9 protein-coding genes are annotated in these 12,042 nt (G+C 53.0%); 1 reads left to right on the forward strand and 8 read right to left on the reverse strand.

Annotation, left to right across the window (positions count from 1 at the left end; genetic code table 11):
* Positions 1 to 951: 951 nt before the first annotated feature.
* Positions 952 to 2,397, forward strand: coding sequence for a porin (locus Enr10x_RS19180; protein WP_197997290.1), 1,446 nt, complete (start codon positions 952 to 954; stop codon positions 2,395 to 2,397).
* 47 nt (positions 2,398 to 2,444) lie between these two features.
* Here Enr10x_RS19180 and Enr10x_RS19185 read toward each other — a convergent pair whose 3' ends face one another.
* From Enr10x_RS19185 to Enr10x_RS19220, 8 genes are all read right to left on the reverse strand, one after another.
* Positions 2,445 to 3,440 (reverse strand): cation diffusion facilitator family transporter, encoded by a 996-nt coding sequence (locus tag Enr10x_RS19185; RefSeq protein WP_145111504.1) that lies wholly within the window; start codon positions 3,438 to 3,440, stop codon positions 2,445 to 2,447.
* 181 nt (positions 3,441 to 3,621) lie between these two features.
* The gene (locus Enr10x_RS19190; protein WP_145451033.1) at positions 3,622 to 4,791 is read right to left on the reverse strand and encodes a M24 family metallopeptidase; all 1,170 of its coding nucleotides are present in this window, start codon (positions 4,789 to 4,791) and stop codon (positions 3,622 to 3,624) included.
* Positions 4,792 to 5,198: 407 nt separating this feature from the next.
* Positions 5,199 to 6,932: a TIGR03545 family protein gene (locus Enr10x_RS19195; RefSeq protein ID WP_145451034.1), complete on the reverse strand. Its 1,734-nt coding sequence runs from the start codon at positions 6,930 to 6,932 to the stop codon at positions 5,199 to 5,201.
* Complete coding sequence (locus Enr10x_RS19200; protein WP_145451035.1) at positions 6,929 to 7,441, reverse strand: TIGR03546 family protein; 513 nt, start codon at positions 7,439 to 7,441, stop codon at positions 6,929 to 6,931. The genes Enr10x_RS19195 and Enr10x_RS19200 overlap by 4 nt, the downstream gene beginning before the upstream one ends.
* 233 nt (positions 7,442 to 7,674) lie before the next feature.
* Positions 7,675 to 8,661: a DUF1559 domain-containing protein gene (locus tag Enr10x_RS19205; protein ID WP_145111516.1), complete on the reverse strand. Its 987-nt coding sequence runs from the start codon at positions 8,659 to 8,661 to the stop codon at positions 7,675 to 7,677.
* A 333-nt stretch (positions 8,662 to 8,994) separates the two neighbouring features.
* On the reverse strand, positions 8,995 to 9,390 hold the full coding sequence (crcB, locus tag Enr10x_RS19210; protein WP_197994651.1) for a fluoride efflux transporter CrcB: 396 nt from the start codon (positions 9,388 to 9,390) through the stop codon (positions 8,995 to 8,997).
* Positions 9,391 to 9,524: 134 nt separating this feature from the next.
* Positions 9,525 to 10,736, reverse strand: a complete 1,212-nt coding sequence (locus Enr10x_RS19215) for an outer membrane protein assembly factor BamB family protein (protein WP_232093056.1) — start codon at positions 10,734 to 10,736, stop codon at positions 9,525 to 9,527.
* A gap of 55 nt (positions 10,737 to 10,791) precedes the next feature.
* On the reverse strand, positions 10,792 to 11,937 hold the full coding sequence (locus Enr10x_RS19220; RefSeq protein ID WP_145111522.1) for a YfgM family protein: 1,146 nt from the start codon (positions 11,935 to 11,937) through the stop codon (positions 10,792 to 10,794).
* Between the last annotated feature and the right edge of the window lie 105 nt (positions 11,938 to 12,042).

Raw genomic sequence — 12,042 nt, forward strand, 5'->3', positions numbered from 1 at the left:
CTGTCCAGCGAAGCCAGAATGTTGCTGGCCAGCAGAGTTCGGTCTTCCAGACGCTCAACGTGACTTGCATATCCAATCGGACGAGAAATCCGGAATGGTAAACGGCGCTTGAACTTGCGAGTAGATTTGCGGCCAAATAATCTCTTGAGGCTCTTCATAGTGTTTTTACTCGTAATGGATTGGATAGTGGTCAAAAAATATACAGGTATGGCAGATGAGGGATTTTACTGTCGAAAAGGACACTTACTTTGACGATTAAGCAAATCAAACCTAACAGTCAGCCACTTGCTCGAAAAACGTTTTTTTCTTTTTGAGTACGCATTTTTAGCTCAAGTTTTCAGCTAATAATGCAATTTATGAAATATCTTTGCCTACGCTTGAGGGAATTGCAATTAATAAAAAGGCATTCTGGGTTGTTTAGGAGATCTAGTTCAGGTTGTAGGACCTTCGTAAAGATCAGCGCAAAAATGAGTATCATGTTCAGTAGAGGGAATGGTCCGTATTGTTGCCTAAACTCAACAAGGAAGTTTCATTTGGGAAACAGAGACGTAAAGAGATCTGAACAAAATTGGAACTCACATCAACGTTCTCAGATGCTTCAGTTCCATAATGCTTTGTCCAGCATTTCCGAGCTTAAGATAGGTAATTCAGAGAGGAAGTTAACGTTTACAACCGAAAATCAGTATGAAGAGATCTGTTCAGAAATAATTAGATTCGCTGTACCCGATGTGTCGAACCGAATTAGAGTGAAGAAGAGTGATTTCAGCTCTCTCGGGGGATTTACCATCTCACTGATGGCACAATCCTTCACTTGAAATCACTGAAGACACATTCCCATCGTGAGATGAGAATGGGATCGTCCTGACATCCCTCGAATGGATTCAGGGGACATGTCAATGACAGGTCTGTAGACTAACAACCTGGTGATCGCACGAGTTGGAAAACATGCGAATGATTAAATTTTCACAATGGATTGTGGTTGCTCTCGCGATCAGTACGCACAGTTTCGTATTGGGTGGAGAAACCTTTCCGGAATCCGAATTCCTGAATGAATCGGTACCTGCCTCGGAATCGAGTCTCTATCAGCCGATCTCGTTGAGTGTTCCGGAAGAAACAACTTGCGCACCAGGCGCCACATGCTCACCAGACTCGATGGCTGCCCAGGATTGCGTAAATCAGCTCTGCCTGCCGGAATGTCAATGCTGCAATTTCCTGGATCAGTTTCTGCTGAATCACTCTCCAGTGTATCCTACGCTGAGTTCTCGCCGGATTCGTGTGGGTGGCTGGCTCGATCAGGGCTTCACGGGGAACTTCCAGAAACCTTCCAACAATTTCAACCTCCCAGTCACCTTTAACGATCGCTCCAATGAATATCAGATGAATCAGCTGTACCTGTTCGTCGAGCGACCTGTTGATTTTGGCGGGGATCAGGCCGACTGGGGTTTCCGGGCAGACATGCTCTACGGTACGGATTACTTCTACACCACAGCTTTCGGTCTGGAAACCCGCTCTGACGGTCAACCGCACTGGAACAGCTCAAATGGTCCTCGTACCGCGAACGGATACAACTACTCCATGTACGGCCTGGCGCTGCCTCAGCTGTACGCCGAAGTCTATCTCCCGTTCCTGTCAGGTGTGAGCATCAAAGCCGGTCACTTCTACACTCCCATCGGTTACGAACGTGTCATGGCCCCCGATAACTTCTTCTACTCACATTCCTATACAATGCAGTACGGGGAACCGTTCACTCATACCGGCATCCTGGGTACCGTGCAGGTCAACGATCAGCTGCAACTGCTGGCTGGTATCGCCCGGGGCTGGAATGCCTGGGAAGATCCAAATGACGACGCAGAACTGCTGGCCGGCATCGGCTGGACCAGTGCCAGCCAGGATACCAACATCAACCTGACGATGACAACAGGCGACCAGGACAATGGCGCCAGCAGCTCAGCCAACCGGACACTGATCAGTTTTGTGTTATCGCATAACTTCACTGACTGCCTGACCTACGTCTTCCAGAGTGATTTTGGGATCCAGGACAACGGAACGATCAACAACCAGTTCCAGGTGGTTCCCGCCAAGTGGTACTCTTTCAATCAGTACCTGTACTACGACGTGACCGAGAAATTCGCCGTCGGTGCCCGTTTCGAATACTTCCGGGACCAGAACTTCTCACGAGTACTGCAGCTGCCTCAGTTCCTTTCCACAGGTGGAAACTACTATGAACTCACGGTCGGAGCCAACTGGCGACCGCACCCCTGCGTGACTGTACGACCGGAACTGCGGTTTGACTGGTCTGATACCAGAACACCGCTGCTCAACGTGCAGGGGCCTTACCGCAACTTCCAGTCAGACTACCAGGTCCTGCTGGGCGGCGACGTCATCATTCGCTTCTAATCTGAGATCGACTACTCAGCGACAGGCCTCCGACAGGACCGCCTGGCTCAGTGATCATCTTCATAGAATGGTTCAACGTGCACGACAACCTCCCTCACGGAAGGCCAGTCGTGCTGAATCTGATGTCTGACCTGCTGTGCGAACAGGTGCGCCTGGTCGACCGTTTCGTTCGGGTTGACTTCGATATCAATATTCACGTGTGCGTCCGGTCCCGCGGTCTGGATCCGGACCTTTTCCACATCCAGCACACCTTCCACCTTGAGCGCAGAAGCCCGCACCAGGTCAAAGTACTTCTGATCCGGAATCTTGTCCGTCAGCTCGTGCAGGTTCTCACGGGCGGCCACCCAGCCCAGATAGATCATGATCACTGCCAGCAGCATCGCCGTAATATGATCGATCAGATGCCCATAAGCGGGAATCCAACTGGCAATCAAGAGTCCCAGTGCGGCCAGAAAGCTGGTCAGGGCATCCGTTCGGTAATGATAGGCCTCAGCAATCATCGCTGTGCTCTTCTCCTGTCGGGCCATACGGAGTACCACGCGACAGGTCACTTCCAGCAGAACAGCGGCAAACAGGGGAATCGTCCAGCTCACCCAGCCAATCACTTCATACTGGATATGACTGAAGGCCGCCACCAGTTGATATCCGAAGGTGCCCGTCCCTACCACCAGGATTAAAATCCCCAGCTGAAATCCCGCCAGGGGCTCGTACCGTCCGTGACCGAAAGGATGATCCTCATCGGGCGGCTGCTCCGCCAGGCGGATCGCAAACAGAATCGCCAGCGAGGTAAATACGTCGGCACAGCTTGCCAGAGCGTCAACCAGCAGGACCGAATGTCCCAGAAACCAGAGCCCCACCAGTTCCATCACAATCACGAACAGCCGCACGGTGATTCCGACCCAGGCCACCTTCATCAGCCTGGTCGTTCTCCTGCGACGGACCCGGGAGACATCGTCCGACAACGTCAACGGCTCCGGAAACTCCTCCAGCAGAGGAGCCTGCGACGGCAGATTCGGCTTTCCAGAACTGTCGGAAGCTGTCATAGGGACCAGCACACATGAAAGAGAAATCAGAAACAGGCGGGAAGCGCCTCTTACGGGCAGACAGTGAACGCCTTCATCCCCTTCATCTTGATTTGATTCGGAAAATTTGACAAGAGCGAAACGAGCCAAACCGTTATGGTGTCCCGATTTTGGTCAGGAAGGCCGCTGTCGGTTTCCGGACTCAGGCTTCGTCAGGCAGAATCAGAATATCAGGCAGGGTCAACTGGTTTTCCTTCACCATAATCTTCGCGGAAGGCCATTGCTCCATCGGGGTAATCATGATGGTCTGGTCTGCTTCAATCAAAATGGTGTCCCCCGTCATGGCGGGGCCGACGGAAGGATGCCAGCACGCAGCCATCCCGGGCTGAAACTTGAAATCACTGTTGAGCAAAATTGAAGTCTCTGCTGACTGATAGCCCATGATGTCTGCCTGATCTGCGTGTTGCCACTCATCAGCACAGTCATACTTTTCGTAGATGCGTTTCACCCGGTTCCAGGTATCAAACAGTTCCCAACCCGGCTTGGAGAAATACATGCCAGTGGCCTGCATCAGCAATGCCAGATGATGTGATTTGACGATACTCGACGGCGGTTTACCCAGAGAAACCGTACGGGTCGCAGCGGCATGCAGACCATTCTGGGAACCGACTGCAGAGATCACGCAGTAGCGTTCCAGGCGATCCTCACCATAGCCCCAGTGACGATAGCGGATACTCTGCCCGTCCGCCATCACCTGCAATCGCTTCGGAGTCACCCCGTGCTTCAGCAGGCGGTGCGACAGACAACCGGCGATTTCCTGTTCGGTGTTCCCCCGTTCGACGCGACGTGCGGTTGCTTCTACCGCATGCGAAACCAGTTTCCCCAGTTCCCGAATGCGTTCCCCTTCCAGTTCCGTAAACGGGAACCGCAGCGACTTCAATTCGTCAGACAGATTCAGAGTTCCTTCGACGCCGGTGTCACTGGCCACATTCCGTCCCTTACACAAATCCCGGATCAGCTGCGACAGAGGCTCGTGCCAGGGACGGGTCTTGATCTGAAAACCCAGCCCCGGAATCGCCCGGTCAAAAATCTGATTCGCGTCGACATTGCTGCACGCAATCAGACGGGCATCCTGGGTAATGAAGACTGCGGCACAGGGGTCATTGGCACCGGTACGGGTCAGCTCGGCACCAGCAGTAAACCAGGCCATGTTTTCCGGCGTCTGCAGCAGCATGGCATCCAGGTTGTGTGCTTCCAGGAGTGAGATGATCTGCTGTTGTTTATGTTCTACGTCTGTGGCGCGACGAGGATCTGTCGTGGGAATTTCTCCGGAAGAAATCGGTGCATGAGCATTTACTGCTACGATGGTCATAGATGACTCCCCGCTGAAACTACAACAAACAATCTTCCCCACACACGATGGCGACCCTCTGAAATTTGTCTGAATTGAAGCCGGTGATAATTATTGAGTTTTGTATCAAAAATAGTTGAAGTCAAGCATTTCCCACTGATCTCAATGAGGAAATACAGCTTTTCTCTCTCTAAAAATGATTAACGGATTAATCTGCACCATATCAACCGATGCAGTTGTGTAGACGGGCATTTCATCAGGACAGGAGGGGTGCAGCCAGAAAAGGCCAAATAAAAGAGAATAAACGCATCCTGCAGCGCACTCCGTTCCTGCTATTAATCATACCAGAATCAGATAGAAATCAAGGGGCATTTTCGATCAGCAGTCAGACACAAGGGTTTACCACGCCCGAAAAGAGCAGACATCCACTACCGCAACAGTCTGCGGATGTCCAGTGGCCGACCGGAAACCTTCTGAATCACCGACTGCACCCGGGTCTCTTCCTTCTCCAGATCAGCGAGCACACCCGAGTACTGCCGATTCAGCTTCTCCACCAGTTCTGTCCGCTCACGTTGGGCCAACTCTTCAATCTGCTGCGCCAGTTCCTGTTTCTGTCTGCCGATTTCCGCCTGACAGGCCAGCTTCATCCCCTGGGCAATCTGCTGCCCCGTTTCCGATTCAATCTTCCACACCGGCTGACTGTAACTTCCCGATCCTTCCAGCGTCGCTGAGACGGAATCAATCGAAGACAGCGCGCGAGACACGACCTGAGCCAGGGGCTTGATTCCCGATTGGGAGGATGCGAATTCAAACCGCACGGGCGTCTGCCGAAATTCGACGCGGCAGGCGAAATCCTTTTCCCGCAACGAAATCTGCGAGACACACTCGGTCTGATCCGCGATCAGCGCCAGTGACAACTTGTCGGAATCTTCCAGTTGAATTGTCTTAGGCCTGGGTAATTGAAACTTCACCACAAAATCGTGTGTTGGCCGGTCCATATAGAATTTGAGATCTCCTGCCAGTTTGACCTCTCCTTCGGCGTCGATCCGGGCCTGCAGGTGAATCGGACGCTGATACTCAGTCGGCGCAGAAGAGAGCTCTCTGACGAGTGCCTGAAACGGGTATTTCTGCTGATTCACACGGGCCATTCCGCTCAGTCGAATCTGCTTGAACAGCACATCGGGCAGCGCCCCTGCAGGTTGGAAGTCGATCCACTCCCCCTGCATCCGCTCCGGTTCCGGTTCGTCGCGCATCGACTTGACGGTCTGAAAAACCAGATTCGACCAGCCAAACACCTGCTCCACCTGTGCAGACAGTTCCTCGCCAATCAAGGCGTGCAGAATCTTCTGGGGATCGGGAGAAACCGAGTCCATCAATTCGTCCAGCTGCGCCAGATCCTGTTCTTTCGCCTGCTCGATCCGCTGGAAATCCCGTTGCGCAATCTGGGGCAGGCCGTTGAGTTCCTCCCGGATCTGCTTACCTTCCTTCACCAGCCGATCGACGCGATCGGCCGATTCCGCATACGTCTTGATTTTGTCCAGGGTCTTGCCTTCCGCTGTTTTCACGGAGGATTGCACGGAATCCAGTTCCTGTTTCACCTGATCCAGCCGGGTTTCATACTGCTCAAATCGCTGTTTCCATTCCGACTCCACCTGCTTCGAGACCCGCACCGTTGCCAGTCGATCGAGGTCGATCTGCTCGGCTGCCGACTGCTTCAGTACATCCAGCCACGCTTTTCCCAACTGTTTTGACTTTTTCCGGAAGGGGTCGAAGTTCAAATGAAATGCACTGCCCGCATCGGAATCATCGGTTCCTTCCAGATCGGAGGTCCGGGGCGGATTGAATTCCATTCCGAGAATGGAGGCTTCTTCGACAATCAGGTTCCGTTGCAGCAGCGGCCGTCCCGAGAGTTTCAGTTCCATTTCAGAAAACGTGGCCAGATAGCTTTTGTCTTTTGCCGGGCTGGCGATCGCCACCGGTCCCGTTTTGAGGGACGGGGGAAAGAACCCGGTCTTGAGATCGTAGATTTCCACACGGGTCCCTGTCACTGACTGGCTCATTTGAACCAGCCCGGAGCGGACGAGTGGATCGAAGGCGAAGGCAAAAAAAGTCCAGATGATCGCGGCCAGGGCCAGGCGGGGCAGCAGATAACTCCACTTCATGAGACTTCTCCTACAACCGCCCCGACTTCAGTCCCCCAGAGGATTTTCACAATCCAGTACTTCTGCAACCGCTCTGCCACGATGGGCGTGTATTTTTCAAACAGAGGTCGGGTGAAACGATAGGCCGGGTAGAACAGACACAATCCCAGGACGAGGCTGCCCATCACGACCGTATTGTTAAAGTCAGTCCAGGGAGCCAGCGGGAGTTGATAGACCGATTTCCAGAATTCCTGTAGCGCTGGTGCACATAGAACATTGCGCCCCAGGAGATGACTCAGAGGGTCGAGTAACACGCCCAGCCAGGAAAAGAGCAGTGTCGCCAGCGAGGCAGAACAGAGATTGACCTTGGAACTCGCCAGGATAAACAGCAGCATCAAAGCGATCAGATTGTCTTTGGGGACCAGACCGATCACCATTCCCATACTGAACCCCAGGGCCAGTTGACGGGGTGATGAAACGCCACTGAAGGCGCTGGCCAGAAACCGCAGAGAGCGAAGCCAGTAAGACATATCGGGGAGAACTCCGTTATATCATTGGAGTTAGTAAGAAATAAAAAATTCTGCCTGCCTGCGTGAATGAGGTCAGGCAGAATCCCCCCTGTTACGCCTTTTTATCGGCTGGAGACGTCGTGCGCCTTAATCGTTATAATCAGAAAATCTTAACATTACCGCGGATTGAATCAGTGCGACTACTGATTCCGGGTCGTTTAGAGTCCGTTTGAAAGCTGGAAATCAGGGAAATCCTAGAATTCCCCGATCACTTCGCCGCCGGCCCGGGTCCCCAGTGCCCGCCAGACTCCCAGATCAATATTGGAGGAAATCGAACGAACCGCACCATCCATCAGCAGCGAATGCACCACTCCGATGTGATAACTCCGCGATGTGACGGCGGCATACGTTGGACTCGACCCTGAATCTCCTTCTTCCATGGACGTGTAATCAATATCGTACGTCTGGCTGCCGCTTACGTAGGGTACCTTCGTATTCGGCACAAAGGTGGTCGTGAATCCGTCCTGATGCACGCGGCCTTCGACCCATTCCGTATGACCATTGTCATCTGAGAAATTCCCGCCTCCCCAGCCGCCCACGACCGATGCCTGGGACGGTGGTGTCGCTGTGGGACTGCCCCCTTCTTTCACGTTTGGCTGAAACGCTTTGACTTCGCTGAAGGAGATCGTATTGCTGGTTCCATCAATGAAATCCCGCATTTTGATCTTGCTGTTCGGACCAAAGGCCCCATTTCCAGCAGTACCATTCGTCGGATTGAATACCAGCCAGTTCCCCATATTGGCGGCATAATTGATCGGATACTGGCTGATCCCATCTTCCAGGCTCGCTCTGTCGTTGACCTCGCTGGGGCACATATAAGTCGGTACCCGGGTTTTGACAGCAGCCACCTGCGTATTGTAAGGCAGAGAAAAATTGATCAGATTCTGCAGATTCGCCTGATCCAGATAAGGCAGCAGCCGGGCCTGGGGGCCCCACTGGCCAAAGTCGGAACCGTTGAGGGTCAGACACATGGCGGGGGGCAGGGTGGTATAGGCGTCATGATAATTGTGTAACGCCAGGCCAATCTGTTTCAGATTGTTTTTGCACTGCGAACGCCGGGCCGCTTCCCGGGCCTGCTGGACTGCCGGTAACAGTAAGGCGATCAGAATCGCAATGATGGCAATCACGACCAGCAGTTCAATTAATGTAAATCCACGACGATGGCCTTGGCGTATAGACACGAGATACCTCTTCCGAAACAGGCTTCAGACAAACGCTCTCTCAGACAACGCGGAGAGAGAACAACGGAACGAGGTTGGCGGGTCTCCGCAGACTGACAGCGGAGCAACGACCGTTGAGAATCAGTTTTAATTGACAATAAGACTCAGTCTCAATTCAGAATGCCAAAATAAGCCTGATTTACAGAACAGTCAACACTGGAAGACGGTATTTTGTGATAAATGAGTCTTTTCAGAGAAACTGGGAAAAGCAGACTTTCAGGTCTGATTCATGAGAGAAAGCGTGCGCACCAGGATACTACGAGCAGAGTCGAGTGGGCTTGAATTCGCAGCGAATCACTTCTGAATCCAGAACATCGCTCCCGTCCAACCCAGCCAGACCGCAAACAGCCCGACCAGCAGATTGCCGGCAATGTTGATGAAGGCATGATGCATCTCTGCATTCCGCAGCAGACTCACCGTCTCATGCCCGAAAGTGGAAAAGGTCGTCAGCGATCCCAGCATTCCGGTAATCAGAAACAGGCTCACATGTTTATGCACCCACACCGAGGAGTGGATCTGCTTGTGTGATACGATTGCCATCAGAACGCCGATCAACAGGCACCCCGTCGCATTCACGACAAAGGTCCCCGCCGGAAATCCAGGGTACTTGCGCGACATGAATTCCGTGATGCTGTAACGTGCAATCGCTCCGAAAAATCCACCCAGTCCAACGGCCAGCAGTTGTGACACCAGTTATTCCTTTTTCAGTCGCATCTACCTGAAAACCAGGCGCATGAATTCAAATTGCAAAACGGAATTGACAGCAAACCGGTACCACTACTGGTACCGGTGCTGCATTGAGCGTCTTTTATCTACTCAGCTGACTATTTGGAAGAGATCTTCCACAGATGCTGATCACTACGCAGGAACAGTGCGTTATCGGCAATCGCAGGGGTCGCCAAAATCGTCTCTTTGAGATCAATTTCACCGGTCTGCTTGCCTTCATCAGCTCCCACCTGGACCACCTGCAACAACCCTTTTTCATTAACCAGGTACAAATGATTTGCCGCGGCAATCGGAGTGGCGCTGAAGGGGCCTTTTAACCGCAGCCGCCAGATGACTTCGCCATCCTCAGGGTTGGCACAGGTCAGAACCCCCGCCCGATTCACGGTAAAGACTTTCTTCTGATAGAACAGCGGACTGGCCGTTGCCGGCGAAAGTTTTTGTTCCTGCCAGAGCACTTTTGGCGGCTCACTACTGGATCCCGGTGCCAGCGCCGTTAAGCCATTGGAGGGGACGTACAGAGTATTATCACCCACAGTTGTCGAGGGAATCCGGCCGGCTCCCTGCTCATACTTCCACGCGGTTTCTCCTGTTTCGGGATAGACCGCAGTCACCCCTTCGCTCGACTGCAGCAAGACCAGCGTTTCAGCATCTGCCGACGGCTTTAAAATCGCAGGTGAAGTCCAGTTCGCCACGCGGGGACGCTTGATCCTCCAGCGGGAAATCCCGGTTTTGACATCCAGGCCCGTTGTGAAAGAATCATCATCATTTTCCACGGGAACGATCAATGTCTCGCCGACCACGATCGGAGACGAGGCCATTCCCAGACTGTTACTGGCGTTGGGGAAATCATGCGACAGGCCCCGGAACCAGAGCAGATTTCCGTCCAGGTCCAGGCAAACCACATCGTTACTGGAGAACGTGGCAAACACCCGCTTGCCGTCACTGGCAGGCGTCGGCGTGGCGACGCACATTTTATTGTGACACTGCGTCCGACCGGTGGCCCAGAACTGACGGTCCCAGAGCTGCTTGCCGGTCTTCGCATCAAAACAGAGTACGTGCAGCTGATCCTGCTTGAAACCGGTAGCGCAGGTCAGAAAAACCTTGTCGCCAACCACAATCGGTCCCGATGCACCGCGCCCTTCCAGATCGGCAGTCCAGGCAATGCTCTCCTGATCGACCAGGGTCGGCGGTGTATCCGAAGTCGCCACGTTGTTGGTCATCGGTCCCCGGAACTGGGGCCAGTCGGCTCCACAACACAAACCAATGGCAATCAGAGGCAACACAAGTTTAAGGGCATTCTTATTCATCATATCAACCTGTCAGGGAAAGAATTATTGAATTCGAGTCGCTACAACAGAACGGCAGTCAGCGCGATAACTGCGTCGTTGCCTCTGGTTTTTCAGAAAGAACGCCGGTCCCGGAAGGACGGGCAATTCGCAATTGAAACTGGTAACGCTGTGCCCAGCTCTCGGTCTGTTCGTTTTGACAGAGTTTGAGCAGGATCACATTTTTGCCCGGTTTGAACGTCACCGGCACACTGTATTGATCCATGATCATCCCCCGGTGATACTCGTTGCGGGCAAACAGCAGCTTTCCATTCACCCAGATTTTCCAGGCGTTGGGAGTCCCCAGGCGGATCTCCAGTTCCTGTTCTCCCGGGCTGTAAAAGTCGGCTGCACAATACATCACAGCGCCCTTGTAGGGAGAAATCGACTTGGCAATGTCAAAGATCCCGTAATCATCTTCGGTGTTGACCGGCTTCCAGTTGACTTCCCCCTCTTTGCCTTTCAGAGCCGAGGAGAAGTCCAGTTTTTTCTCGGGCGGATAGGCTGTATCGTATCCCTTCAGTTCCCGATTATCGAAGGGGCCGATGATCTTCCAGTCGGAAAGGAAACCGAAATGCTTCTGCAGATCGATCTTCTCGCCCAGCCCCCGCAGCGGCTTCACAATCGCTTTGACCTGATCGTCATCGGTCGCCCCTGTCAGTGCCTGCTGAAAAGCCTGCTTCGCTTCATCTTTTTTGCCTACCTTCTGCAGTTCCTTCGCCTGATCGATCAAACGTTGAACGGCATCGCGTCTGAGCGTCACGCTCGGGTCGTTGATCATCCCGGGAATCAATCGCTCGGTGGCCTCCGGATCGACCTTGATCAGAGTTTCATAAGCCAGACGCCGTGCCCGCGGATTATGGGATTTGTCCAGAATGAATTTTTCCAGTTGTTCTTTGGGCAGCTTATTCTGCTGGATGGCTTTGGAGGCAATCGTTTCAAAGGCACCGCACAGCCAGTTGACTGCCAGCGGATTGGCCCCCTCAAAGCTGGAGAGAATCGGAATCAAAGCCGACTGGTCCGCCTGGGAGAGCTGTTGAACCGCCTGGGAGGCAGCCTGATTCCCCTGCCCTTCCTTCTGAACCTGTTTGATTTTGGCGATCTGTTGTTCCACATCATCTGCCTGCACGCTGCTCACTGCGCTGAACAGACACAGGAAACAGAACAGAAAACGACTTCGCTGCATGGAAATCTCCCGACTTTCAAAATGTTCTGAACCGGCAATCTCCGCTGGCTGGAGATCACATCCATATTTAAAGGCAAGTGCACTGGATTGTACCAGTTTCGTTCC

It is taken from the genome of Gimesia panareensis, from assembly GCF_007748155.1.
GTDB classification, from domain to species: domain Bacteria; phylum Planctomycetota; class Planctomycetia; order Planctomycetales; family Planctomycetaceae; genus Gimesia; species Gimesia panareensis.